The organism is Geobacillus sp. E263 (assembly GCF_007197795.1).
Taxonomy (GTDB): domain Bacteria; phylum Bacillota; class Bacilli; order Bacillales; family Anoxybacillaceae; genus Parageobacillus_B; species Parageobacillus_B toebii.
Genome location: NZ_CP041632.1, coordinates 1,210,869 through 1,236,957, shown reverse-complemented (window position 1 = coordinate 1,236,957; position 26,089 = coordinate 1,210,869). Strand labels below are relative to the sequence as shown.

At 40.9% G+C, this 26,089-nt stretch carries 32 protein-coding genes and 1 pseudogene; 5 read left to right on the top strand and 28 right to left on the bottom strand.

The annotated features are described in order from the left end of the window. Positions 1-35: 35 nt before the first annotated feature. From spoIVA to FNL97_RS06375, 8 genes are all read right to left on the bottom strand, one after another. Positions 36-1,514: a stage IV sporulation protein A gene (spoIVA, locus tag FNL97_RS06410; RefSeq protein ID WP_062677576.1), complete on the bottom strand. Its 1,479-nt coding sequence runs from the start codon at positions 1,512-1,514 to the stop codon at positions 36-38. Between the two features lie 156 nt (positions 1,515-1,670). Then, the gene (locus FNL97_RS06405) at positions 1,671-2,393 is read right to left on the bottom strand and encodes a YphF family lipoprotein (protein WP_015864291.1); all 723 of its coding nucleotides are present in this window, start codon (positions 2,391-2,393) and stop codon (positions 1,671-1,673) included. 24 nt (positions 2,394-2,417) lie between these two features. Further along, positions 2,418-2,621: a DUF2768 domain-containing protein gene (locus tag FNL97_RS06400; protein WP_015864292.1), complete on the bottom strand. Its 204-nt coding sequence runs from the start codon at positions 2,619-2,621 to the stop codon at positions 2,418-2,420. Between the two features lie 200 nt (positions 2,622-2,821). Further along, the gene (locus FNL97_RS06395; protein WP_041269699.1) at positions 2,822-3,859 is read right to left on the bottom strand and encodes an NAD(P)H-dependent glycerol-3-phosphate dehydrogenase; all 1,038 of its coding nucleotides are present in this window, start codon (positions 3,857-3,859) and stop codon (positions 2,822-2,824) included. Positions 3,860-3,939: 80 nt separating this feature from the next. Further along, complete coding sequence (der, locus tag FNL97_RS06390) at positions 3,940-5,250, bottom strand: ribosome biogenesis GTPase Der (protein WP_143415231.1); 1,311 nt, start codon at positions 5,248-5,250, stop codon at positions 3,940-3,942. 101 nt (positions 5,251-5,351) lie between these two features. Next, positions 5,352-5,537, bottom strand: a complete 186-nt coding sequence (locus tag FNL97_RS06385) for a capping complex subunit for YIEGIA (protein ID WP_015864295.1) — start codon at positions 5,535-5,537, stop codon at positions 5,352-5,354. A 6-nt stretch (positions 5,538-5,543) separates the two neighbouring features. Then, complete coding sequence (locus FNL97_RS06380) at positions 5,544-6,431, bottom strand: YIEGIA family protein (RefSeq protein ID WP_015864296.1); 888 nt, start codon at positions 6,429-6,431, stop codon at positions 5,544-5,546. Next, positions 6,428-7,024, bottom strand: a complete 597-nt coding sequence (locus FNL97_RS06375) for a YphA family membrane protein (protein WP_062677579.1) — start codon at positions 7,022-7,024, stop codon at positions 6,428-6,430. Before FNL97_RS06375 ends, FNL97_RS06380 begins: the two co-directional genes overlap by 4 nt. A 121-nt stretch (positions 7,025-7,145) precedes the next feature. On the opposite strand from FNL97_RS06375, the gene FNL97_RS06370 reads away from it, so the two are divergent. Then, complete coding sequence (locus tag FNL97_RS06370) at positions 7,146-7,280, top strand: YpzI family protein (RefSeq protein WP_015864298.1); 135 nt, start codon at positions 7,146-7,148, stop codon at positions 7,278-7,280. 128 nt (positions 7,281-7,408) lie between these two features. Here FNL97_RS06370 and FNL97_RS06365 read toward each other — a convergent pair whose 3' ends face one another. The 11 genes from FNL97_RS06365 to prsW all read right to left on the bottom strand — a co-directional run bounded on the left by FNL97_RS06365 (position 7,409) and on the right by prsW (position 17,009). Continuing rightward, positions 7,409-7,636 carry a hypothetical protein gene (locus tag FNL97_RS06365; RefSeq protein ID WP_143415230.1) on the bottom strand — a complete coding sequence of 76 codons (228 nt, stop codon included), beginning with the start codon at positions 7,634-7,636 and terminating at the stop codon, positions 7,409-7,411. Next, positions 7,636-8,949, bottom strand: a complete 1,314-nt coding sequence (locus tag FNL97_RS06360) for a Ger(x)C family spore germination C-terminal domain-containing protein (protein WP_205729485.1) — start codon at positions 8,947-8,949, stop codon at positions 7,636-7,638. The genes FNL97_RS06365 and FNL97_RS06360 overlap by 1 nt, the downstream gene beginning before the upstream one ends. Before the next feature lie 361 nt (positions 8,950-9,310). Next, entirely contained in the window at positions 9,311-10,360 is a 1,050-nt protein-coding gene (fni, locus tag FNL97_RS06355) for a type 2 isopentenyl-diphosphate Delta-isomerase (RefSeq protein WP_015864303.1), read from the bottom strand. Positions 10,361-10,373: 13 nt separating this feature from the next. Further along, positions 10,374-11,537, bottom strand: coding sequence for a 30S ribosomal protein S1 (gene rpsA, locus FNL97_RS06350; protein ID WP_015864304.1), 1,164 nt, complete (start codon positions 11,535-11,537; stop codon positions 10,374-10,376). 153 nt (positions 11,538-11,690) lie between these two features. After that, a complete protein-coding gene (locus tag FNL97_RS06345; RefSeq protein WP_041269700.1) occupies positions 11,691-12,278 on the bottom strand; it encodes a lysophospholipid acyltransferase family protein in 588 nt (195 codons plus the stop codon). Continuing rightward, on the bottom strand, positions 12,275-12,949 hold the full coding sequence (gene cmk / locus FNL97_RS06340; RefSeq protein ID WP_015864306.1) for a (d)CMP kinase: 675 nt from the start codon (positions 12,947-12,949) through the stop codon (positions 12,275-12,277). Before cmk ends, FNL97_RS06345 begins: the two co-directional genes overlap by 4 nt. A 90-nt stretch (positions 12,950-13,039) precedes the next feature. Beyond that, positions 13,040-13,219 carry a YpfB family protein gene (locus tag FNL97_RS06335; RefSeq protein ID WP_041269932.1) on the bottom strand — a complete coding sequence of 60 codons (180 nt, stop codon included), beginning with the start codon at positions 13,217-13,219 and terminating at the stop codon, positions 13,040-13,042. 38 nt (positions 13,220-13,257) lie between these two features. Then, complete coding sequence (locus FNL97_RS06330; protein ID WP_062677584.1) at positions 13,258-13,950, bottom strand: flagellar brake protein; 693 nt, start codon at positions 13,948-13,950, stop codon at positions 13,258-13,260. Between the two features lie 115 nt (positions 13,951-14,065). After that, the gene (gene ypeB / locus FNL97_RS06325; protein ID WP_015864309.1) at positions 14,066-15,409 is read right to left on the bottom strand and encodes a germination protein YpeB; all 1,344 of its coding nucleotides are present in this window, start codon (positions 15,407-15,409) and stop codon (positions 14,066-14,068) included. Positions 15,410-15,429: 20 nt separating this feature from the next. After that, positions 15,430-16,242 carry a spore cortex-lytic enzyme gene (gene sleB / locus FNL97_RS06320; RefSeq protein WP_143415229.1) on the bottom strand — a complete coding sequence of 271 codons (813 nt, stop codon included), beginning with the start codon at positions 16,240-16,242 and terminating at the stop codon, positions 15,430-15,432. Between the two features lie 92 nt (positions 16,243-16,334). Then, entirely contained in the window at positions 16,335-17,009 is a 675-nt protein-coding gene (gene prsW / locus FNL97_RS06315; protein ID WP_143415228.1) for a glutamic-type intramembrane protease PrsW, read from the bottom strand. A 167-nt stretch (positions 17,010-17,176) separates the two neighbouring features. Between prsW and FNL97_RS06310 the strand changes: the two are divergent. Continuing rightward, positions 17,177-17,319: pseudogene (locus FNL97_RS06310) on the top strand (asparaginase domain-containing protein); the annotation flags it as partial. Between the two features lie 195 nt (positions 17,320-17,514). Here the strand turns inward: FNL97_RS06310 and FNL97_RS06305 are convergent. From FNL97_RS06305 to FNL97_RS06280, 6 genes are all read right to left on the bottom strand, one after another. Then, a complete protein-coding gene (locus FNL97_RS06305; protein WP_062677587.1) occupies positions 17,515-18,480 on the bottom strand; it encodes an asparaginase in 966 nt (321 codons plus the stop codon). Between the two features lie 161 nt (positions 18,481-18,641). Next, positions 18,642-19,622 (bottom strand): YpdA family putative bacillithiol disulfide reductase, encoded by a 981-nt coding sequence (locus FNL97_RS06300; RefSeq protein ID WP_015864313.1) that lies wholly within the window; start codon positions 19,620-19,622, stop codon positions 18,642-18,644. Between the two features lie 88 nt (positions 19,623-19,710). Beyond that, the gene (locus tag FNL97_RS06295) at positions 19,711-20,997 is read right to left on the bottom strand and encodes a Glu/Leu/Phe/Val family dehydrogenase (RefSeq protein ID WP_143415227.1); all 1,287 of its coding nucleotides are present in this window, start codon (positions 20,995-20,997) and stop codon (positions 19,711-19,713) included. A gap of 255 nt (positions 20,998-21,252) precedes the next feature. Continuing rightward, positions 21,253-21,843 carry a genetic competence negative regulator gene (locus FNL97_RS06290; RefSeq protein WP_015864315.1) on the bottom strand — a complete coding sequence of 197 codons (591 nt, stop codon included), beginning with the start codon at positions 21,841-21,843 and terminating at the stop codon, positions 21,253-21,255. Between the two features lie 106 nt (positions 21,844-21,949). Then, a complete protein-coding gene (locus FNL97_RS06285) occupies positions 21,950-22,735 on the bottom strand; it encodes a metallophosphoesterase (RefSeq protein WP_041269701.1) in 786 nt (261 codons plus the stop codon). Positions 22,736-22,743: 8 nt separating this feature from the next. After that, positions 22,744-23,136 (bottom strand): hypothetical protein, encoded by a 393-nt coding sequence (locus tag FNL97_RS06280; RefSeq protein ID WP_235603552.1) that lies wholly within the window; start codon positions 23,134-23,136, stop codon positions 22,744-22,746. Positions 23,137-23,247: 111 nt separating this feature from the next. On the opposite strand from FNL97_RS06280, the gene FNL97_RS06275 reads away from it, so the two are divergent. From FNL97_RS06275 to FNL97_RS06265, 3 genes are read left to right on the top strand one after another with little or no spacing between them, the layout of a single operon-like run. Next, entirely contained in the window at positions 23,248-23,478 is a 231-nt protein-coding gene (locus tag FNL97_RS06275; RefSeq protein WP_015864318.1) for a spore coat associated protein CotJA, read from the top strand. Beyond that, positions 23,475-23,735 (top strand): spore coat protein CotJB, encoded by a 261-nt coding sequence (locus FNL97_RS06270; RefSeq protein ID WP_015864319.1) that lies wholly within the window; start codon positions 23,475-23,477, stop codon positions 23,733-23,735. The genes FNL97_RS06275 and FNL97_RS06270 overlap by 4 nt, the downstream gene beginning before the upstream one ends. Positions 23,736-23,769: 34 nt before the next feature. Then, positions 23,770-24,339: a manganese catalase family protein gene (locus FNL97_RS06265; protein WP_015864320.1), complete on the top strand. Its 570-nt coding sequence runs from the start codon at positions 23,770-23,772 to the stop codon at positions 24,337-24,339. 27 nt (positions 24,340-24,366) lie between these two features. Here the strand turns inward: FNL97_RS06265 and FNL97_RS06260 are convergent, their stop codons facing one another. The 3 genes from FNL97_RS06260 to FNL97_RS06250 form a co-directional block, all read right to left on the bottom strand. After that, complete coding sequence (locus FNL97_RS06260; RefSeq protein ID WP_015864321.1) at positions 24,367-24,819, bottom strand: YpbF family protein; 453 nt, start codon at positions 24,817-24,819, stop codon at positions 24,367-24,369. A 90-nt stretch (positions 24,820-24,909) separates the two neighbouring features. Then, complete coding sequence (locus FNL97_RS06255) at positions 24,910-25,485, bottom strand: LysM peptidoglycan-binding domain-containing protein (RefSeq protein ID WP_015864322.1); 576 nt, start codon at positions 25,483-25,485, stop codon at positions 24,910-24,912. After that, entirely contained in the window at positions 25,482-26,087 is a 606-nt protein-coding gene (locus FNL97_RS06250) for a CPBP family intramembrane glutamic endopeptidase (protein WP_015864323.1), read from the bottom strand. The genes FNL97_RS06255 and FNL97_RS06250 overlap by 4 nt, the downstream gene beginning before the upstream one ends. Positions 26,088-26,089 lie beyond the last annotated feature (2 nt).

Genomic DNA, 26,089 nt, shown 5'->3' with positions numbered 1-26,089 from the left:
GCAGTAAAAAAAAGACTCCAAACATGGAGCCTTTTTTATAAAATAATTGCGATTAAACCGCCAGAGCCTTCGTTAATAATACGCTCTAGCGTTTCTTTTAACTTGTAACGCGCATTTTCCGGCATCAGGGCAAGTTTTGCTTGAATGCCTTCGCGGACGATCGAACTAAGCGAACGGCCAAATATGTCTGAATTCCAAATGGAGAGAGGATCATCTTCGAAATCTTGCATTAAATAACGGACAAGTTCTTCGCTTTGTTTTTCCGTACCGATAATTGGAGCAAATTCCGATTCGACGTCCACTTTAATCATATGAATGGACGGAGCTACCGCTTTTAGCCGAACACCGAAGCGAGATCCTTGGCGAATAATCTCCGGCTCTTCTAGGCTCATATCGGAAAGCGCCGGCGCTGCAACACCGTAACCGGTTTGTTTAACCATTTTCAGCGCATCAGCAATTTGATCATATTCGGCTTTTGCATGGGCAAAATCTTGCATGAGCTGTAATAGATGATCCCTTCCGCGAATTTCTACACCAACGACTTCTTTTAAAATTTGATCATACAGTTCATCTGGTGCATATAAGTCAATTTCCGCAATTCCTTGCCCCATTTCAATGCCGGCAAGGCTGGCTTTTTCAATAAAATCATATTCGCTGAATTGCTGCACAACTCTGTCGACATCGCGCAGCCGTTTGATGTCTTTTACCGTATCGCGCACAGCTTCTTGATAGCTTTCGCGAAGCCAATGATCTTCGCGGAGCACCATGACCCAGCTCGGTAAGTTCACATTCACTTCTAATACCGGAAACTCATATAATGCTTCACGAAGCACGTTATAAACGTCCGCTTCCCGCATGCCTTCTACGCTCATTGCCAACACTGGAATATCGTATTTTTCCGCAAGCTCGCGACGAAGAACTTCTGTATCAGGATGATGAGGGCGAACGGTATTAATAATCATAATAAACGGCTTACCGACTTCCTTCAGCTCATTAATGACGCGCTCTTCTGCTTCCACATAATCTTGGCGCGGAATCTCGCCGATTGTGCCGTCGGTCGTAATGACCACACCGATCGTAGAATGTTCTTGAATCACTTTTCGTGTGCCGATTTCTGCCGCTTCGTGAAACGGAATCGGCTCCTCGTACCATGGGGTATGAATCATACGCGGGCCGTTTTCATCTTCATAGCCTTTTGCGCCTGGAACAGCATATCCTACACAATCAACGAGGCGAATATTTACTTCTAATCCCTCATCGACTTTTACGGTAACAGCTTGGTTCGGTACAAATTTTGGCTCCGTCGTCATAATCGTTTTTCCAGCGGCGCTTTGCGGCAGTTCATCTTGCGTACGCGCTTTATCTGCTTCGTTTTTAATGTTAGGGATGACGACAAGTTCCATAAATCTTTTTATAAAAGTAGATTTACCGGTCCGGACCGCTCCGACTACTCCTAAATAAATATCGCCACCAGTTCGCTCGGCGATATCTTTGAAAATATCGACTTTTTCCAAATGACTCCCCTCCAGTCTTTGGGTCGTTATAGTTAACAACCAAATTTGCTAGTATTGTAGGACACTATATGAATATGATGTTGTCCTATTCATTTATGACTAAAATATAAAAAATCCCTTCTCTAGAATGTATTTTCCTAGAGAAGGGTTCATGACTTAATTCGTTAAAAAAATTGGTTCATTTGTTTTGGGATCAATCGTATATGGAAGGGAGTAAGCCGGCACAAACAACGAATGTTTCACTAATATATCGCGAATATCATCACCTGGCCGATAATGGTGTTTTTCTTTTCTTAACGCATTATATAAATCAATGCGATAATCGATATAAATTTCTCCATTATAGTCAATGACAAATGGCAAATTGTTTCCCGAAAATGGACTGACAGCATGCGGCGGCTCTTTATAACCGAGCTTTTTATAATCAAGTGTAAATACTCCTTTTGCGATCATTTTCTTAAACGGAGGATATTTATGTTGATCTTGATACATTTTCAAACGCAATTTCAGTTCGCGAATTTGTTCGGCTGAGCGCAAGTCAAGCAACTTAACGGTTGGATTGTTTTCGGCATCTACAATGACGTATTGAAAAATCCCGCCGCTTTCATAGGCGTTTCCTGGTGGTTCCTGCATATAACGTGGTATTAATTTATTAAAATCAATAGGATACTTTTGATAAATCGGAGTTTTCATATCGCGCGTTTTTATCGGCAAAAGCCCCCCCGTCGCTTCACGGTATTGATTAACTGCCGATTGCACCGCAGCCACTTGGTCTTCGTACGGAATTTGATTTTGTTTTAACCGTTCTTCTGGATACAGACAGCCTGAGAGAGAGAATAACATCAAGCACAATGCCATGCAACGAACAATCCATTTCATTTACAATCCATCCTTTAACCGTGTCTATTCTGGTGTAGGTCCGCTAAATACGACAAAAATAATAATAATTCCTGCTAAAATCATAAGGACATAAGCGATAAATGCCAAAATAAATCGAATAATCTTGTTTTTTGCTTTATAACGGCTAATATAAATTGAAAATACCGAAATAAACATGAATACCATTGAGGTAATGGCAATCCACATTTTCGCCAACGCCGGTGACATCGTTTTTCCTCCTTTTTTCGACACTTATTATAGCATATCACCTAATACACGGCGCAAAAAAAACTGAAGTAAAGCGGGGCTTTCTTTACTTCAGTTTAACAATAATACCCTTGTTCCGGAAGCTCAAGTCTATAGTTGTTCGTAGTATTGTATGCGAAGTACAAACAACTTGTATCATCGAACGCCTATTTTCTTTATTTTTACTGTTGCGATTCCGTAAGAATATTCATTAAATCATCCATCTCTTGCGTTTTCCCGCGCGACATTAACGAATCCACCGCATCTTTTGGATCTTTTCCGTCGAACAGTACTTCATAAAGCACTTCCGTGATTGGCATTTTTACTCCGAGTTTTTTGGCAAGCTGATAAGCCGCTTTCGTTGTTCTTACCCCTTCTACAACCATTCCCATGCTTTCAAGCACTTCATCCAGCTTTTTTCCTTTTCCCAACATATGACCAGCGCGCCAATTTCGTGAATGAACACTTGTACATGTGACAATTAAGTCGCCGACGCCTGTTAATCCGGCAAAGGTCAGCGGATTGGCACCAAGCGCGCAGCCTAAGCGGGCAATTTCTGCAAGACCTCTTGTAATAAGGGCCGCTTTTGCATTATCCCCATATCCTAATCCATCCGTAATACCGGCAGCTAAAGCGATAATATTTTTCAATGCTCCACCGAGTTCAACCCCAATTAAATCCGGATTGGTGTAAACGCGAAAGTATTGGTGGTTCATAAACAAATCTTGAATGCGCTCCGCCGCTTTCATGTTTTTCGAAGAAACGGTTACGGTCGTCGGATGGCGCAAGCTTACTTCCTCGGCATGGCTCGGGCCAGATAAGACGACAACATCTTGCAAAAGCTCTCCCATTTCTTCCTCAATGATTTCAGAGACACGTTTATGTGTGTCTGGTTCAATTCCTTTACTCACTGCTACAATGGTGATTGGTTCATGAATACAATTGCCCACTTTCCGTAATACTTCTCGAATTGCTTTTGTCGGTACAGCTAACACAACCGTTTGAATATGATCTAGCGCTCGACAAAGATCATCATAACCAACAATTCCTTCAGGCAGCTGAATCCCTGGCAAATATTTTTCATTCGTCCGTTTTGTGTTTATTTCCTCAATCTGCTCCGAACGGTGCCCCCAAAGACGAACAAGATATTTGTTATCTGCTAAAACAATGGAAAGCGCTGTCCCCCAGCTTCCTGCTCCTAGCACTGTAATTTGCTCCATCGTTTCTCACTTCCTTTTATAAAATTGCTTGCCGCCTCCGCTTTTCGGTGTCGCCGATGAGCAGGCGCCCTTCGCTTTTCTTATTTCCTTGGTCTGGCGATGATTTTTATTGGTGTGCCTTCGAAGCCAAACGCATCGCGGATGCGGTTTTCTAAAAAGCGTTCATAGGAGAAATGCATCAATTCTGGGTCGTTGACAAAAACAACAAACGTTGGCGGTTTTACAGCCACTTGCGTCATGTAATAAATTTTTAAGCGCCGTCCGTTATGCGTTGGTGTCGGATTCATTGCTACTGCATCCATAATCACTTCATTCAACACATTTGTTTGCACGCGCATCGCATGATTTTCACTCACCATGCGAACGAGCGGCAATAATTTATGTAAGCGTTGTTTTGTTTTTGCAGAAACAAAGATAATTGGCGCATAATCAAGAAATGGAAAATGATCACGAATTTTCCGCTCAAATTCGATTAATGTTTTGTCATCTTTTTCAATCGCATCCCATTTGTTTACAACAATGATTACACCTCGCCCCGCTTCATGGGCATATCCGGCAATTTTTTTATCTTGTTCGATAATCCCCTCTTCGGCGTTCAAAACAACGAGAACGACATCAGAGCGCTCAATCGCTTTTAACGCGCGCAATACACTATATTTTTCGGTGCTTTCATAAATTTTTCCTCTTTTTCTCATTCCTGCTGTATCAATAATAACATATTCTTGTCCTTCCCTCACAAACGTTGTATCGACAGCATCCCGTGTCGTACCGGCAATATCGCTGACAATGACGCGCTCTTCTCCTAAAATGGCATTAACAAGGGATGATTTGCCAACGTTCGGCCGTCCGATTAAACAAAACTTAATTACATCTTCTTCGTATTCTTCTTGACCGCGTTTTGGAAAGTGGCGAACTACTGCATCCAATAAATCACCGAGCCCCGTTCCGTGCGAACCGGAAATCGGATATGGATCGCCAAACCCAAGTGCATAAAAATCGTAAATGAGATCGCGCATTTCTGGATTATCAATTTTATTCACCGCAAGGACAACAGGTTTGTTAGAACGGTGTAAAATTTTCGCTACTTCCTCATCAGCCGCTGTCACTCCATCACGGCCGTTTACCATAAAAATAATAACGTCTGCTTCATCGATCGCGATTTCCGCTTGTTGGCGAATTTGCACTAAAAGCGGCTCATCGCCAATATCGATCCCGCCTGTATCAATTAAGTAAAATTTATGATTTAACCATTCCGCGCTGCTGTAAATTCTGTCGCGAGTCACCCCAGGTACATCCTCCACAATGGAAATACGCTCACCAACGATTCGGTTAAAAATCGTTGATTTTCCAACATTCGGACGTCCAACAATTGCTACAACTGGATTGGTCATGCTATCACCCTTTCTTTACGTATCGCGACTGTAAAAAAGCACCCTTCAAGGAAGGGTACAGCTGTTTTATTTTATCAAAAACACCATTCGCCAACAATAATCTAATGCTTGACAATGATGAATAATTCTTCTGCCAGCTCATGAGCAATCCCATCAAGAATCGCTTCTAAATTGGCGGCGATCCTCTCCATTTCTTCTTTTGTTTCACATGTAAAAATCGGAGCCCCTCCCGCAACTTTTTGCGCATTCGTTGTAATGACAGCTAGGATCATTTTCTCATGTGTCATATTCTTCTATTCTCCCCTTCGAATAAACTGCCGTTTTTTTGGCATACGAATAGCATTTTCTAATATCGGTGCATTCTCAATAATCTTTTTTGCCTTTTCGATGTCATTCACCTGCGGCAAAATAAAAATACCCACACGCCCATCATTTAAATCCCGTTTGGCTAGGGGCACAAGCGCCGGCGTCCCTGAATCGCGATATACTCCAAGCGCGGAAGATACGTCATGCAAAATCGCCTGCCGTTGTCCCAGGTTTGCAATCGTTGTGCGCGCATTAAAATTTTTCGGCGTTAAAATAAACCCCATCCCATATCGCAAAATCTCTTCGCGGCGTGCTTGCAGCCCGATATTCATAATGTAAATGTTATCAACATATAATCCCGCTCCTTCAAAATGCGGCTTTACATATTCCACGTCTGCAATATCTTTTAAGCGATTCCCGGTCATTAACCGGTGCGCAATGAACAAACAAATCACGCTGACAACCATTGCTGCCCAAACATTCCATATTAAATACGCAAGTGTGGAAAAGAAAGAAGTAAAAATAACTAAATAGTTGCGCCCTTCAAAAACAATGGCAATTCCTTCAATATATGTCTTTCCGCGCGGCACAAGTTCATATTGGTCAAGTTCGTTCAATGTATTGCGTTCCATATTGCGCACTTCACGAAACTGCGACGCAGCAAGCGCTAAAAAAGTGATGGCTGTAAATTCTTTTTCCATAATGGCCGGAACGGCAATGGTGCCGAGGCCAGCAGCAATCACACCAAGAGCGATGTGAATGGTTTTTCCGTGCAAATATGTCGGATATTGACGATAGTCTGTCCGTAATAAATATAACCGTGTCAGCACTCCAACCACAACTCCATATAGAATGGGAAAAGTATATTCATTCATGGCTGTCTTGTCCCCCTTATTTGTTTTTTTCCATCGACATACACTGCAATCTGCTCGAATAGCGTCCAAATAAGCAAGCAAAACGCACTAATGGATATTGTGTCTAAAAAAGAAAAAGAACCAATGACATATGAAAACGCTACTCTTTTGGAAATGATGGAGTACAATATTTCTCCTTGGCAGCTTCCAATGATCAAGCATACTAAGCGTGATTGAATATTTTCGTAAAATAGAAAACATATTATGAATAGCATCCCTGCAAGCATCCATGTACGATCCATCCATATCCATACTGGGTCAAAAAGAACGAGCAATTGGAAAGATGTATAGGCAAAGGCAATCGTCAATGCGGCGATCACTAAATATAGAAGCTTCCGACGAGTTTGCTTTGCCGTGAAATAACAGGATAAGAAAAAAAGAAATAAAAAAGAAAGCGTTACACAAAAACTGCCTATATACAGCGAAACAGATGAGAGGATAATGGTAATCAATGCGATCGCGGCCAACATCGTCCGTTGGCGTGTTTTTTTCATAAAAAAAGTTGCGATCATCCATATTATCCAAAAAAAGGAGTAAAAATAAATACCTTCCATACCTTCTGCCCCCTTATTATGTTCATTATTTCATCTTTTATGAACATTCATTCGCGCATAAGGAAAATAAAAAATAGTTATAGTAAAGAATGACATAGAAAAAGAAAGGAGCGAAAACAAAGTGGGCAAAGACCGGCAAGAAAAAAAGCTAAAACAATCACACCGCGTCGAGTCCGACCGTGATCAATCTATCGAACACAAAGGCGCAACAAGACTCGAAGACCCAGAAGCAGCAAGAGAACGAAATCAACACTAAAAAGTAGACGCACCGCATTTATCTGCGACAAGTGCAGAAAGATTAAAAAGGATAGCATCAAAAAAGCTGACTCCATGATTACAAATGGAGTCAGCTTTCAAATTGAAAAAGCAGAACATCAAGAACTTTTATTTTTCCATCATTCGCCCGAGTGGTTTATAAATATAGTCGATCATCTGCGTCGGACCTGGAAGATCGGGGTTCCATATTAACACTATCGCAAGAATCGTTCCCAGACTTAAAAGTACAACAAAAACGGCTTTTTCTTTTTTCTGCGTCCGGTTTATTCGCGGCCACTCGTATAGAAAGATGAGGGCAACCAAGACAAGAGTACCTAGTATTAATCCAATTTTCATTATTTTTTCACCTCTTGTTCAGGCAATCCTTGCGGAGCAGTGTCTATGCCCGGTCTGCGGACATATACCTTCGTCTTCACAACCACTTCAACGTCAGGGAAGATTTCCTCCCAGCGATCCTTTACCCGGTTCCATTCTCTTGGATATTTCCGGTGGAAAGTATCTGCAAAGCCAAAAATATCGGCTTTCATTTCTTTTTGTACTTTTTTCAATGTGTTTCTAATGCGCTTATTCGTCTCCTTTGCCAATTCTTTTTCGATCATTTTCGTATACTTAGGGTTTAGCAAATCTAATTTTGTTCCGTTTAATATGATATCGTCTTCCGCAGTCGCCTTTACGATCATCTTCCATTTGCCTTTCTCATATTTCGGGATAAGTCCCGTATGCGCTCTTATCAGCGTGGCCGTAATATTTCCCTTTTCCCCTTTCGGCTTAATCGTGATATTCGCCTCTTTAATCTCATTTCTGAGCCAAAGCACGCCCCGAGTCAACTGATCATCAATATCTCCGATCATTTTATCCTTCTTAAAAATGGCGGTACGTTGGATAAACGCAATGGGCTGCAGTTCTTTTTTCCCTTCTTCCGGCGGCTTGATCTTCACCATGGGAAGAGCCGCTGCACCGGCATCGCCGCTTAGCATTTGCAGAACATCTTTTACCGTTACTCGCAATAAAAGCTGCGATTCTGACAATTCCCGCAGCACTTCTGATGAGCTTTGCTCAATCGGAGGGACCAATTCAAGCACACTTTTCGCAGTTCCTTCACTCACTAATACATTGTCGGTGAAGCCCTCCCGCGGCCCCCTTATCACAGATTCCCCCACCGGTTCTTCGATGGAACGTTTTTCCCAATGTGCCAAACCTAAAGCGAATCCTTCGCTTTGTTGATCGATAAGCAAGACCGGATTTCCACCAGAGATCTGTTCAATGCACTCTGTTATTGTTTGTACTCTCTTTACCTTAGAAACGGTCAATTTTTGTTCTAGTATATGATTGACATGAATGAACTGATCGGTATTCTCCTTGGCATTATTTTCTTTCATCAAAGGGGTGAGCACGCCCGCATCGATTTCTTCGATGTCAGCTAAACCGTCGATATAAATAAGGGCAGCCTTTGTTTTTCCACCAATTTGAAATGGGCGAAAAACGACATCCATACAATTTTGATAGATATTTTGCAGTTTTTGCAGATTTTTATTTAAGTCGGTAGAAAGAAAGTCCTGTTGTTGCTGATTTTGGTTCTGTTGTTTTTGATCTTGTTCTTGTTTCTTTATGATTTGTTTTCTTTTCTTCCTTTCTTTAAAAAAAAACATCCAATTCCCCTTCTTTCTAACAAGCAGGCGTTCTCAACTTTTATTTTTTCCATTTTTAAAATACGATAACCCCTTTTTTTGACAATAAAGTTATTTAAAACATGAAAAAATCATTCCTTCGCTAGCCGGAGGCACTTATTCCAACTCACGGTTGCAGGTGTACAGCCAAACGAGGCCAGCTTTCGGCGTGCGAAAGAACCTTTTTTGTCCATGGAGCATAGATTTTGTTGATCTTTTTATAGAATATATGTTCGATTTAAAGAATAAAAAACACCGCGATTCATCTCCCCACTTTACTCAGAGGGGGTTAATGAAAAACCCCTTCGTCCCGTGATTTTGGTCATCGGGATGAAGGGTGAATTTATCGGCAACTATATACTTTCGTGTCAAAGCCTCTTTCCGTTAACCAATGATGCGTATCACCGCGAATGACAAGCGGCACACGCTGCAGCTTATCGATCGTCTTTGCCCCCAGCGCCCCCATAATCAACGTTAAATCGTGATGAAGCTCCTCGATAGAGGCAACTAACGCTTCCACTCCTTGTTCGACAAGCGTTCGCAACAATGGTCCCGCCATTCCAACCGCGGATGCTCCTAGGGCGATCGCTTTCGCAGCATCCAACGCTGTACGGACACCGCCGCTGCCGATCACGACTAAAGAAGGAGAGGTTTGCGCTACCTCTACGATTGATGCCGCCGTTGGAATCCCCCAATCATTAAAATACGTTATTATGTTGGAACGTCGTTTATTTTCAATACGGGCAAAATTGGTGCCGCCCAAGCCTCCAACATCGATGATTTTCACGCCTACTTCTTCTAAGCGCGAAGCAGTTTCCTTGCTCATGCCAAATCCTACTTCTTTTACGATAACAGGGACTTGAACGGCTTGAACAATTTGTTCGATGCGAAGCAGTACTCCCGTAAAATCACGATCTCCTTCCGGCATCACAAGCTCTTGCACCACATTTAAATGAATTTGCAGACCGTCCGCCTCAATCATATCTACAGCACGCTTCGCATCATCGACAGTTGCTTCACTGCCAATGTTCGCAAAAATAATGCCGTTTTTATTTACTTTTCGTACAATTTCAAACGTTCCTCGCTGTTTATTGTCTCTTAGCGCCGATGTTTGCGAACCAACGGCCATCGCTATCCGGCAATGTTTTGCCGCCTCCGCTAATCCTTTATTAATTTCAAACGTTTGTTTTCCTCCGCCGCCGGTCATCGCATTGATAAAGAAAGGCGAACTTAACGAAAGTTCGCCTAAAGCAGTATGCAAGTGAATATCGTTCATGCGTACATCAGGTAAACTTTGATGAACAAACGTAATGTCATCAAATCCGCTTGCACCTTGATCGGCAGTAGAGAGCGCATGCTGAATATGTTCGATTTTCCGCTTTGCTCTGCTCATTGCTTCATCCTCGTTATTTTAATTTTTTCAGCTGTTCCCCGAGGACTTCGCCAATTTGAAAACCTCTTACTTCATTAGACGGCTTTGTATATTGGCTATAATCTTCTTCAGGTGCTGTTTCTTCTTCGATCAGCTCGCGCATACTTAACGAAATGCGGCGCTCCGCTTCGTTTACATCAAGCACTTTCGCTTTTACTTCTTCTCCTTCTTTTAGCACTTCATGAGGGGTGCCGATGCGCTTATTAGAGATTTGTGAAATGTGGACAAGGCCTTCGACGCCTGGGAAAATTTCAACGAACGCGCCAAACGGTACAAGCCGTTTTACCTTGCCAGTGACGATATCGCCAGGGGCGACTTTTTCAGCAATCCCTTCCCAAGGGCCCGGCATTGCTTCTTTGATCGAAAGGGAGACGCGGCCATTTTCTTCGTCAACCGCAAGCACTTTTACTTTTACGGTTTCTCCTTCTTTTACGACTTCGGACGGATGGGCGACACGTGTATGGGAAAGCTGCGAAATATGTACAAGTCCATCAAAGCCGCCAACATCAACAAACACGCCAAAGTCGGTGACACGGCGTACGGTTCCCTCAAGCACTTGTCCTGGCTCTAAACGGCTAAGCGCCTCCTTGTGCTTGCGTTCTTGCTCTTCTTCCACAACAGCACGATGTGATAAAATGATGCGATTTTTTTCACGGTTAAGCTCTACCACTTTTACTGCAAGCGTCTTCCCTTTATAATCAGAAAAGTCTTCAACATAGTGAGGTTCTACAAGAGAAGCGGGTATAAATCCACGCACTCCTACATCAGCAACAAGCCCGCCTTTGACGATGTCTTTTACGACGACATCAAACGTTTCTCCGCTGGCAAATTTTCTCTCTAACTCTTCCCAAGCGCGGTCTGCGTCTACCGCTTTTTTTGATAAAATTAACAATCCATCCTCTTCGTTTTCGCCTTCTTCTACTTTTTTGACTTTCGCCGTCACTTCATCGCCGACAGAGACAGCATCACTTGTTTTTTCAATATGCAAACTAGATAATTCACTAATTGGAATAATCCCGCTTTGTTTGCTTCCTTCAATATCGACAAGCACTTGTTTATCTTCTAGCTTTACCACTTTGCCTCGGACGATATCACCTACCTTATATACATTCACTTCTAAATTCATATCCTCTGCCATGTTAAACCCTCCTTAATCGACTGACGGTCCGTGCTTCCTCCATAAGAAAGCACCACCTACATCATCGCTATATCAATCCAAACCATGATGTACAATAGGACCGTTTTTCTATTTAGTATACCATATTTTCTCAATAGACATGTAACTGAATGCTTATCGATACTGATCTAATAACGCTTGGATATGTTGCATAATATAAGCTGTCGCTTCTTCCGGTGATGCTTTTTTCTCTCTTAGTGGCGTCATATCAATCGGTGATCCGTAAACAACCTTAAGCGGCACAAACGGACGATATGAACCAATAATGGCGCATGGAACAACAGCGGCACTTGTTCGAAGCGCAAAAAAACCGACGCCAGGCAGCCCTTTTTTTAATTTTCCATCTTTGCTTCGTGTTCCCTCTGGGAAAATGCCTAACACATGCCCTTGTTTTAACACTTCTAAGCCGGTTCGCAATGCTTGGCGATCGCTCATTCCTCTTTTTACCGGAAACGCATGCAAAGTCGTAATTAAGTTTTTTAAGAGCGGAACACGAAACAATTCCTCTTTCGCCATAAAATGAATCGGTCTTGGAGCAGTAATTCCAAGGATTGGCGGATCGAGATTGCTAATATGGTTTGCGCAAAGAAGTACTCCTCCTTCTTTCGGAAACTTCTCCGCCCCTATCACCTCAATACGGTAAAGAGGGGTTAAAATGCTTTTTACAACTCCCTTGGCAAACGAATAAAAATCCACCGTCACCCAATCCTTTCGTTTACAATTTCCATAATGCGATCCACCACTTCTTCAATCGACAGTGACGTAGTATCAATTTCTATCGCATCTTCCGCTTTCTTAAGCGGTGCTACTTCACGCTCCGAATCGATTTGATCACGGCGTGCAATTTCCTTTTTCAACGTTTCTAAGTCAGATGGAAATCCTCTAGCAATGTTTTCCGCATGACGACGCTTTGCTCTTTCTTCCACAGATGCTTTCAAAAAGATTTTTACTTCTGCATTCGGAAGAACATATGTGCCAATATCACGGCCATCCATTACGACACCGCCATTTTTTGCGAGAGCGCGTTGGCGCGCCACCATTTCTTCCCGCACTGACGGGTGTTTTGCGACTAGCGATACTGCATTGGTTACTTCTTCACTGCGAATAATGTTTGTAACGTCTTCTCCATTGACAAATACAAGCTGCCCTTGTTCAGATGATTTTAATTCAATATATGTATTTTTTAACAAAGAAATTAATGCTTGTTCGTCATCAAGCGCAACTTTTTGTTGCAGCGCCACGTACGTTAGTGCCCGGTACATCGCGCCAGTATCAATATAAAGATAAGAGAGCCGTTTCGCTATAATTTTCGCAACAGTGCTTTTCCCTGCTGCCGCTGGTCCATCAATGGCAATGCGAATGTTGTTTCTCATAATTCCTCCTATCATATCTACATGATTTTTTATCAAAGAAAAAAGCAGGAAACTCCTGCGTGCTTCGATGCCATTTTACCATATAGGCCGCTAGCGGTCGATGATTGTTTCGATTGTTTTTGTCTTTTCTTGTCTGCTAACGCCTTCATATTCATAAATTTTTCCTAAATAAGGGCTAAGCGGAGTATATAAAATGAGCCATTGAGCAATGATTAAAAAAACAAACTGAATAATAACAAGCTTTAGTAAAATAGATTCCACTCGTTTCATTGGAACCAACAGCCCGCTTTCCGTTTTTTATATAGCCATTATTCCACGCTTTTTCGCCATTTATTCGCAATATCTTCCTCTCTTTTTCTTATCTCTAACTGCTGTTCAAAACTATATCGAATCAATCGTACGCGATCTTGCGGAGATACATCCAAAAATTGTAAGGACGCTTTATATATATCACTGTTTTTCGCTTGAAATATACGAACGATTTTTGCTTTCACTTTTAAATAATGATATTCTCCTGATTTCATAGCAAGTACAAACCATGCCTCTACCACCATTCCAGGAAGCAGCTGCTTTTGCTTATGCTCTGGCAATACGATCGCGGCTCCGCCAGCGCTAATATCAGTCGTCATCGTTGTAAACGGCATAAATTCTTGATGGAGAGGATGAATCGCCACATCCGTATTCGCTTCCACTCTTACATAACGGCGACGCTGAATGCGCACTAACTTATCTACTCCTGGATAGGAAAGAACAACCATTGGTATCGGCTTACGCACTTTTCCAATTACTTCTGTTTCAAATAAATAAAGACAATGATCCGGCCCAACAAAACTTGCTTTAAATTGCATTCCATTTAATAAAAACACGGTTTTTTCTGTTTTTACATTAATTGGATAGTTAATATGTATATAACCGTCACTTATTTCTGCCACTTTGCTTTTATATTTTTCCTCTTCCCCGCCTGCTGGTTCTAACATTATCGTATCCCCTATTTTTAACATCGTCTCTCCCTCTCATTTTCTTCTCATGTTTATTAAAACAAAAAGGAAAAGCTTGCATCAAGCTTTTCCTTTGGTAAAGGGAGAGATAGGATTTGCACCTATACAAACATATCCTTTAACTATAGTTTTGTTCAACGCTTTGCAGCTTTTCGACTTTTTCCTCCATTCCTGTGTTTGCATTAATAAAAATTTGATATGTGTCTTCTCCAAGTGTTCCTAAAAATTCATAGCAGAGCACTTGCTCGTTCATATCGTTTACAATTATTGCTTGGCGCTGTTCCATTACTTTTAAATTTGGATTTACTTTTTTCCTCGCTTGTTCTGCTGTCAATTTTGGTTTTGACAGCGGGCGTTTAACGGAAGAAGATAAGTAATCACGCGCAGAGAAGCCGACAATCGTTCCATCATCAAGAGCTACTTTCATTTTAATTGCTTCCGGATAAATGCGAATTCCGTTTTCATTTGTCACAAATGTTAATACAGCTACGTTATCATATTGGGAACTATCATATAGCTCTAAATTCTTAAACTTGTGCTTCTGCAAAAATTTCATCCCTCTATTTGCCGCTTCATGCAAACTAATCGCCTGTTTTTTTATTGGACGGCTATCGATGACCCAAATCGGATAACCACCTTTTTCTGTAATGTCCATATAAATACTGCTTTTCTTTTTTGGATCGCGGATCGTCAAACTGTAAAAGCGCTCATCTGCTCCTTTTCCACTTGTTGTCACTTTTATGTTTTCCGTTCCTTTTAACCCAAGAAAAGAACGAGCAATTTGTTTCGCTTCTGTTTTTGAAATTGGTTTTCCTTTCGCACGGACAAAACCTTTTTCTTTATTCTTCAACCCAATAAATGTCGGGCTAAATTCTGATGATCTCGAGAAAGTATCTACATTTTTTTCGACTGATTTAAACCCATCAATAATAATGTTATCGTCAGGGCTGTCGTTTGTAGCAAGCGCTAATTCCACATCCATCCAACGCAAGTTGTTTTTTAAAACTAAATGTTGAACATTGCGAAGTTCTTGTTGAATATTTGCCGCATTTTTATATAGGGCTTGTAACGTGCGATATTCTTCATTCGTAAGCGGTTCTTTTTCTAAATCGCGAATCGCTGCCCGATAGCTGAACTCCCCTATTTTGGCAAGAAACTCTTGCGTTTTGTTAAACGGGAGTAAAGAAAGCGGCAATTGTCCGACACTTGTATGGGCTTCTGAGGCGATTCTCCATACTTCAGCCAAAGCCGGAGAAAGTGATGCACGGGAATTCATGGCAAGCGTTGTGCCGATTTTATCATGCAATAAGTCAATTTGATAGGTTAAGTCGTGGAAAGCACGCTGATAGTTATTTTCAGCATGAATTAATATCGCGTTTTTTTCTTGGTGTTCCCGATATCCCCAATACGCTGTTCCGACAATTCCAAGTGACAGTACTCCGATTAATAAATTTCGTATCATTTTTTTGTTCACCTCCTGCATTATTTACAAAAAATGTGTTGACCGATCCGCTTAATTTGCGGCCTATTCCAAATCCATGCACTCGTTGCTGTCGATGGGTTGAAATAATAAATGGCTCCACCGGTAGGATCCCAACCGTTAATCGCATCTAGCACCGCCTTTTTTGCCGTTTCATTCGGCGTCAGCCAAATTTGCCCATCGGCTACTGCAGTAAATGCCCCAGGCTGAAAAATCACTCCCGCCACCGTATCTGGAAACGAAGGATGTTCTAAGCGATTTAAAATGACGGCTGCCACGGCGACTTGGCCGATATAAGGCTCTCCGCGCGCTTCTCCATATACGGCATTTGCCATCAATTGAATATCGTTTTGTGAAAAACCGTTTGGCACATTGGATGCTGTTGATTTTGCCGAGCTGTTTCCGCCGCCCCTTTTATTTCTTTTTACTTGCTGGCTTAACGGAATGCCCCCGTAATGGGTAAACGAATTGCCTTTGCGAATTTGCTCCTTCACAAATTGCTCATGATATTTCGATACCTTTACTAGTTTTGCTTTTGTACTCTCACCGACAAGCCCGTCGACTGGAAGCCCATATTCATATTGAAAGTTGCGCACTGCCCAATATGTATTCCAGCCAAAAACTCCATCAATTTTTCCCTTGTAAAATCCGATATACTGCAATCGTGCTTGTAATTCAATGACATCATCTCCAACCGCCCCACGCTGAATCACTTGATTCGAAAACGCTTTTACTTCTTCCGCTGGTTTTCCACAGATAAACAAACAAGCAACCAATACGGCAAACCATAAATGCCACTTTATTTTCCTTATCATACGCGAACCCTCCCGTATTACTTCTGTTGTTTTATCCCTATTTTCTTTCGAATTTGCCTTTTTATGCAAAAAAAAACAAAAAACCAAGCGTATTATGCTTGGCTTTTTGCTGAAGGGATTCTATCGTAATCATGTAATCCTTTCGCTTGTTTTACTTTTCGAAGAGCAGACCACCATAATAACAGCATGAACGGAACCATGTAATAACTCCATTTTTCCTGTGTCAACAAAATGAAATCATACGTCCCGTGCAATAGAAATGGCAGAAAAAAAGAAAGAAATAAGTAGCGCCGCTTTTTTATAGTAAATTTTGCTTTTCCAAAATAAAACCCCATAATGACCGCGAATAAAGCATGGCTTGAGACAGGTAAAAACGCTCTTGTTACGGCAAATTCTACACCGTTTGCCAATAAATACAAAATATTTTCCATCGTCGCAAAACCGAGCGATACACTTGCGCTGTATACGATGCCATCGTACGGCTCATCAAACTCGCGGTGGTCATAAATAAAAAAATAGACAATAAACCACTTCACAAACTCTTCCAATAATCCCGACAAAAAAAAGGCGCGAGCTATCTTAGAGGCTGCGATTCCTTCCACATGAAACACATATTGAATAAACATAATGGGAAACACAAGAAGCGCCCCAATAACAAATGTTCTCAACACAATGGATAGCGGTTCGGTTTCATATTCATCTTTTAAATAAAAATAACTAAGCAGCGCAACACCTGGGGCAATGCCAGACGAAATTAACGTTAACATACAAATCCCCGTTTCCATCCGTTTTCTTTATGGTAACATGAGAATGTGGCATTTGAAAATAACCTTCCGATATTTCATCATAGCAGAACTTTCTTTAAGGAGGAAGAATGATGAAAAAAATCCTTATTATTCATACAGGCGGTACTATTTCGATGAAGGAAGATGATAACCTAATTTCATCTGTCAAAGTAGCCGGAAGAGAAGAAGCGCGCGGAAAAGGGGTGTTGGGGCCGTACTCAATGACGAAATCCACACAGCTAAAAACGTGACAAAAACTCATACGTGTGATTTATCAAATATATTTAACCCGTGGTGCTAGATAAAATCAGACAAGCACAAAACTAGAGATTCGATAATAATTTTATGAATAAATTAAAAGTTCGATTTTATAGAGAATATTTGAGTATAAAGTGTATATATGATAATATGATGCGGCTCACCTCATCCAGATATTCCCTATTTAATAAAGAGGACAGTGTGTTAACTACACTGTCCTTGTGCCCATTTATATACTGAATTTCCCTTCTAAATTATCTTCATTGGCTGCAATCAATACGGCTAATTTTATTCTTGCCTTTTTACTGTCTAAATCTTTCCCTAAAATAACTCCATTTTTAACAAGATCATAAGCGCTGCCTAAATAATCATAAGTCGTATATACTTCCCCTTCTTCTGCACTTGTTGTAATTACAACTTTTATTTCTTTCGATACAGCTTCTTTTATTGCGCCCATCATTTTTGGTGATACTTGTCCTCTGCCTACCCCTTCTAAAACAATTCCTTTTACATTAGCGTTTATGGCTGCTTTTATAAATTTATCGTCAGCGTCTAAATAGCATTTGATTATATCTACTTCAGGTATTTCATTTTTTATTTTGTATGTTTCCCTTCTAATTGGCTTTTGATATATGTATACTTTATCATTATCGATAATCCCTAAATACCCATATCCAAAAACATCAAAGCCTTGTAAATTAGAAGCATGTACTTTTTTCACATGTCTGGCCACAAATATGCGTTCATTAAATACTACAACCGTTCCTACACCTCTTAAATCGTCATTACAAGCCGTATAAACCGCATGGCGAATATTTGTATAAGCATCACTTCCCTGTTGTTCTGGAGAGCGTTGTGAGCCTGTTAAAACGATTTGGCGATCATCTGAAATCGTTAAATCTAAAAAATATGCGGTTTCTTCGAGCGTGTCTGTTCCATGTGTAACAACTATGCCATCAATTGTTTTATCTTGATAAATTTCTTCGATTTTGTTTTTTAAGGTTAATAAATGCTCAAATGTAATATGCATGCTCGGCAGTTGAAATAAAGAATGTATTTCAATTTTAATATCATCAGGTAAATTGCAAATTTGTGCTAATTCTTCTCCCGTCATTTCCCCTGAAACATATTTGCCTTCTTCTGTCTTTTTGCTTGCTATTGTTCCACCTGTAGTAATTAGTGCCACTTTTTTCATTAATGTCACCTCTTTAGAAACATAATAGCATAAATGAATTACAACACAAAATAATGGTTGTCGATAAATAAAAAAATAGACTGTCTAAACGATCCGCAGAAACTGCAAGAAATGTTTATGGAATGATAAAAAAGAGGCTGAAAAAAACCAGCCTCCTTCTGTTATTGCCCTTTCTCCTTTTCCCGTTTTGCGATACAAGCAGCGATTTGCTCACCGTGAAAGCGCCCGTTTTCAATAAAAATTTCATTGGCATCATTTCCTGCCGCAATGACACCTGCGATAAAAATTCCGCGTACATTCGTTTCCATTGTTTCTGGATCATAAAGCGGCCGGCCTGTTTCTGGATCGACCCCGACTCCCATCTTTTTCAAAAATTCATGATCAGGATGATATCCTGTCATCGCAAATACAAAATCGTTTTTAATTTTTTTGATTTCGCCCCCTACTTCGTAAATGACGGCATCCTCCGTAATCTCTTTTACATGAGCGTTAAACTCCATTTTAATAATTCCCTTGCGGACGAGAGAATCGAATTCCGGCAAAATCCAAGGTTTGATGCTTGGCGAGTATCCGCTTCCCCGGTACAATACCGTGACACGTGCTCCCGCCTTGACAAGTTCCAACGCTGCGTCCACGCTAGAATTTTTTCCGCCAATGACAACACAATCGGTGTTGTAATACGGGTGCGCTTCTTTAAAATAATGCGTTACTTTCGGTAAATCTTCTCCCGGTATGTTCATATAATTTGGATTGTCATAATATCCGGTAGCAATAATAACGTATTGGGCACGATATCGTTCTTTTGTCGTTTGGACAAGAAATGTTCCATCTTCTTGTTTTTCTACTTGCTCCACTTTTTCAAACGTTTGTACACGCACTTGTTTTCTCGTAACTACTTCGCGATAATAAGCGAGTGCTTGATTTCGCTTTGGCTTCCGATTTTCCGTAATAAACGGAACCCCGCCAATTTCAAGACGCTCACTCGTACTAAAAAACGTTTGATGAATCGGAAAATGATAAATGGAATTAACGATATTTCCTTTCTCTATTACTAACGGACGATAACCGACATCTTGCAAAGCGATCGCCGCAGCAAGCCCACAAGGACCACCGCCAACAATAATGATTTTTTCTTCTTTCATTCCGCGATTCACTCCTTACACCAGCAAAAAATCCCCTATCATATGATAGGGGATTTTTTGGAATGTTGCAAATATGTTCTCTCGCTCTTTATACCCATCCGCGGAAACGGCACGCTTCCGCCATTTTTCGAACGCCGACCATATAAGCAGCCAAGCGCATATCTACGCGGCGGGTTTGCGCCATCTCATACACGTTATTAAACGCTTTGACCATTACTTTTTCCAACCGTTCTTCGACTTCTTCTTCTGTCCAATAATATCCTTGGTTGTTTTGCACCCATTCAAAATAGGATACCGTTACACCGCCGGCACTAGCTAATACGTCTGGAACAAGCAAAATGCCGCGTTCCGTTAAAATTTCCGTCGCCTCTAGCGTCGTTGGACCGTTTGCCGCCTCCACGACAATACTTGCTTTAATATTTGGCGCATTTTCTTTCGTAATTTGATTTTCAATTGCGGCTGGAACTAAAATATCGCAATCAAGCTCTAACAATTCTTTGTTCGTAATTGTATTTTTAAACAATTTCGTTACCGTACCAAAGCTGTCGCGGCGCTCAAGCAAATAATCGATATCTAAACCGTTCGGATCGTAAAGAGCTCCATATACGTCGGAAATGCCAATGACTTTCGCACCGGCATCATGCATAAATTTTGCTAAATAGCTTCCCGCGTTTCCAAAACCTTGAACGACCACGCGTGCTCCTTTCAAGTCGATACCGCGTTTTTTCGCCGCTTCGCGAATACAAATCGTAACCCCTTTTGCCGTCGCGGTTTCGCGCCCGTGCGACCCGCCTAGCACTAAAGGTTTTCCTGTAATAAATCCAGGAGAGTTAAATTCGTCGATGCGGCTATATTCGTCCATCATCCATGCCATAATTTGCGAGTTCGTAAAGACATCTGGTGCAGGAATGTCTTTTGTCGGACCAACGATTTGGCTAATCGCGCGAACATAACCACGGCTTAATCGTTCTAATTCACGGAATGACATCGTACGCGGATCACATACAATTCCGCCTTTTCCACCGCCATACGGCAAATCGACAATGCCACATTTTAGGCTCATCCAAATAGACAGCGCTTTCACTTCACGCTCTGTTACGTTTGGATGGAAACGAACGCCTCCCTTAGTTGGACCAACGGCATCATTATGCTGGGCACGGTAGCCGGTAAAAATTTTTACAGTACCGTCATCCATGCGCACAGGAATTCTCACTGTCAGCATGCGAATCGGCTCTTTGAGCAACTCATATACTTCTTCTGGATACCCTAATTTTTCCAATGCTCTATGTATAACAGTTTGTGTTGCTGTTAATACATCATATTTTTCCGCTTTTTCTTCCAGATTTTCTTCGTTGGTATGCTTGTCAGCTACCATACGTAAACCTCCTATAAATTCGCTGTAATATTTGATATTGTCACCTTTCATGTCATAGTATACACTTTCTTTTTATTTATGCAAAGGAAAAAAAATAAAATGCCAAGAGATTTACGGCTATTTACAACCATTTACATCGCTTTTATGTCAATAAGCTGTCTTTTCCTTAGTATATATTTATTTTCCTTGTCATCTAACATATGGAAAAAATAAAAAGCCAGACCCCTTGTCCATACGATGGGGTCTGATAAAGCATTAACGCACTGGAAAATAACGAACAAGTTGTTCAATGGCTCGATGTTCAATTAGCTTCTTACCATATTCTTGCACGCGATGTATCGTTATCGTTGAAGGGCTGGCAAATTCCGCTAATAAAGCAACAAAGTTATCGATTGGGATCGGCGGTTCCTCAGCGACATGCAAGTAAAAACGATTTTGGTAGGAGTAGAGGGTTCCGTCTAGACAACCGATCGAGTAAAGACGATGAGCGAGCTGAATGACATCTTCAAACGTCTGAAATTCATAAAATATGTCATCGCTCTCATCGAGCGTTACTTGCATTTCAATATAATCGTCAGCAAATTCTTCCTCCATGTCGTCATATTCGCCCTCACTTGTTACGATAACAACCATTCCCTGTGCTGGTAAAGAGTATACTTCCACTGCGATCGACCCGTTTACTTCAAAGCCGAGCTCCTCGCTTGCCTCCTCAATCATATCGCGAAACAATTGATGAACTTTAAACGTATCTTTCCATAAATCCTCTTTCGTTAAACCGCGATCCATCAAATCATCAAACGTAAGGAAAATTTTGATTTTATTGTGGGTTAAGCGTTCAAGACGCATCAACACCCCTCCTTACCTACACAGCCATCTCTTATGTTTATTGTATGAAATAATTCATAAATGGTTCGTTTGTTATTATTAATGAGTTTACATCGTTTATAGTCATTTAGACAAGCATTTTTTCTTTATCTTCTTTCCGTGAACAAATGGTGATCAAATTCGTTTCCGCAGGGGCTCCAAAGCGAAGCGGAACGGCTGTCGTCCCGTACCCGTTGCTGACATAAACGGCTGTTCCGTTCACATTTTTTAAACCGCCTTTTTCATAGAGCCCAAACGAAAAGAAACGAATTTGCCCTCCATGCGTATGACCGCTGATCACAAGCGAAATATGATGTTCGGGACGAAGACGACCGACGATTTTCGGATTATGCGAAGCAAGGATGCGAAATGCATCCTCATCCACCCCTTGAAGCGCTTGGTCCAATCTTGCGCGCCGTTTGCTCATATCCTCCACTCCAATGAGAGCAAGCTTCTCCCCATTCGGGGATTGCAGCATAACAGCGCTATTTTCCAATATATGCACTCCTTCCTCCACTAAAAGCGAGCGCAAATCATATTCCGTTTCATAATCATTATTCCCCCAAATAAAATAAACCGGTCCAATCATTTTTAAACGGCGAATATTTTCCTTGACACGCGCGACGGGCACCCCTTTTTCCGTAAGGTCCCCGCCAACTAAAACAATATCCGCTTTTCCTTTTATCTCCTCCACAATTCTTTTTGCCAATACCCGCCGATGAAGATCAGAAATAAAAAAAATGGAAAACGCCCGAAAACTACTTGGAAACTGAGGAAAGGTCAATTCAATGTGAACAACGCGGTTTCGATGCGCTTCCCACCACATATAAGCCAATATACAAAAAAAAGCAAAAAAAATGATCCAAATCAATATAACTCCCCCTATAAGTTTCGATTATATTGACGAGAACGATCCAAATCCACCGATATCATACCATAAATCAAAGAGAAAATAAAAAATAAAGCAGCGAGCCTCGTTTCCCATTGAAATAGCCAATAAAAGCTTCCCATCCCCCCGCAGCAAATAAACCATTCCTTCCAACGCACCTGCTTTCGCTGCAAGCATAAAATCACTCCTTCAATGACGGTGCGGATCACTACTGCATTGGCTAAAAAACCAATAAAAAAACAAATCATTGCTAAAAACGTCCGCAAAGGATTAAAAATAAGTTCAGTGATAAAATAGGCAAAATCAAACGGAGTCACTGGCGGCATCCAATGAATCATAAAATACCCGCATAAAAATCCGACAGCAATATATAACAGATAAAACACAACCTGTTTCCTCCCTTTTTTCTTACATGTATTCACCGAAAAAAGAAGTCATGAACAAAACGCAATGGTCATAAATATAGACTGAAGTTCTGCCGAAAAAGGAGGTTTCTTATGTTCACAACACGAAAGCAATACGAACCTTATGTAAGCCCATTTGACCCTTGCCCGCCAATTCGCGTCAAAACCTATGTCACCGCTCCAAATCAATATGTCGGATTTCAGCCGCCAAACTTGCCGCAATTCCCATTGCATGAAGCGTTAAAAAAAGGAACCCTTTGGAAAATTTTTTATGATCCATATTATGGTCCTTATGAAATGAAAACTAAAGGTGATTACCAATGAAACAGTTGCCAAAAGAATACTATGAACTTTTAGAACAGCTCCAAGCGGTTGATTTTGCCCTCGTCGACTTAACGTTATACCTCGACACCCATCCTACTGACTACCAAGCCATCCAGCAATTTAACCAGCTTGCGCAAAAACGGAAACAACTGAAAAAACAGTTTGAATCCTGTTATGGTCCACTTCAGCAATATGGAAACAGCTATTCCAATTATCCGTGGAATTGGAATGATTCTCCTTGGCCTTGGCAAGTATAGCAAAAACAACTCGCTGTAAAGGGAGGAAATGACGATGTGGATTTATGAAAAAAAATTGCAATATCCTGTTCGTGTCAGCACATGCAACCCAAAATTGGCGAAATATTTAATTGAACAGTATGGAGGTGCGGATGGAGAACTCGCCGCTGCGCTTCGTTATTTAAATCAACGCTACTCCATCCCTGATAAAGTAGTCGGTTTGCTCACAGATATTGGAACCGAAGAATTAGCTCATTTGGAAATGATTGCGACAATGGTATACAAATTAACCAAAGACGCCACCCTAGAACAGCTGAAAGAAGCAGGTCTTGACGCACACTATGTCGATCATGACCGCGCTTTATTTTATCATAATGCCGCTGGAGTTCCATTTACGGCGACATACATTCAAGCGAAAGGAGACCCAATTGCCGATTTATATGAAGATATCGCTGCCGAAGAAAAAGCGCGGGCAACCTATCAATGGATTATTAATATGAGCGATGATCCAGATTTAAACGATGGGCTTCGCTTTTTACGTGAACGTGAAATCATTCATGCCCAGCGTTTTCGCGAAGCAGTCGAAATTTTAAAAGAAGAGCGTGACCGCAAGAAAATTTTTTAATCGAAAGGTAGCTGAATGGAGTACCATTCAGCTATTTTCATAATACAAATTAATATCGTACTCCTTTTTCATGATCTCAAACAATTTATGGCGCTCTTTCCATTGCTGCTCTTCTTTCCATAAATCGGCGCTTTTTTGAATGATTTCACAGCGAAGCGAATGAAATTCTTCTTCTGCTTTATCGCACTTTTTTTTGTAATATAAAATGGCCCAATACAATGTAAACAACAATAATAATATATACAAATGCACTGTTTTTTCTAAAAACATCTTAATAAACGCAGTCAATGTACCGCTGGGAAAAATCAGATAAAATAAAACATATACGAAAAATACCGCAAATCCACCTAAAGTGACAATCTGCAAAGACAGGACCCGTTTCTTCAAACGTTCCCATTTTTGCTTCTTTTCAATCACTCCAAGCAGCATTTGTTTTGTTACTTCATCAATATGAAGCTGTTCGAAAAATACTTTGCTCACGGCCGGATCCCCTCGTTTTTTCACTGACCTCTATTATAAACGTATGTACGAGCCCATTTAGGTAGAACAAAAAAGTGATGGTACGCCTCCTTACTTTTCAGCGTCCATCACCGGAATTTGCAGCACTTGTCCTTTATGAAGCTGTGCGCTCTTTAAATGATTCCATTTTTTTATCATTTCCATTCCTTTATCACTTTGATAATATTTCATCGCAATGCTGTACAATGTTTCATTTTCTTGGACTGTATGTGTAATAATCTTTTGCTTTTTTTGCTTATCCGAAGCTTTATTTTCTTTTTGTGCGTCTGATTCAGGCCGATCTTTTTTTTGCGAGCTTGGCTCGCTTGATGGCGGCGCCGCCTTTTCCTCAGCAGGAGCAATGTCAATTTGTTCGTAGCTGCCCGTCTCACTGCGTGTTACAACAGTCACTGTTTTTGAATCATCATTTGCATAATAAATGCTTAACATCGAAATCGGAAGTAAAATAAAAAATAGTGCTAACAAGCGAATAAGCGGATATTTTAACTTCCATTTCACCCGTTTTTTTGATTTCTTTTGTCTATGCACCTCCCTGCGCGATGGAAGTGATAATACATCTTCTTGCTGCACCATTTCGTCTCTTTGTTCCACTAATTCGCGCAATGATTCTGCTTGATCATGATTCACACATTATCACTCCCGTCTCCCTCTTTCATGTTGCGGACATAATGAAGACGAATATCGATCGCCAAGATAAAGTCAATAAGAAAATGAGCAAAAATGGTGACCCAAAGACTGTTTGTCCGTTGGTAAATATATCCAAGAAAGAAACTTAACAATACGACCATCCCAAATAAAAACCACTTTTCTAAATAGCGCACGTGCAACAAAGCGAACACGATGCTGGCAATAAACAAGCCAAAATGCGTCTGGATCACTCCACGAAACAATAGTTCTTCACTAAAAGCGATCAATAAACATAAAAAAAAGATATGCGGAATCGACCGGTTTTGGAAAATTTTTTCGTTAATTCCTCCATCATCATACCAATGTTCCGGCAAATAACGCATCAATAAAAAATCGATGGCCAATACAATCATTGCACTTCCGCCGCCATACTTTAACACCGTGGCAACATCAAAATGCCAAATTTTTTGGAATGTCGAAAGATCAAAAAGAAAAAATCCGATGATTGCTGATACGACAATTAACAATAACTGAGTAAAATATAAATGAATGAGTACTTCACGATCGTCCATCATGCGGATTTGTTCACTTTGCCGCCTCATTC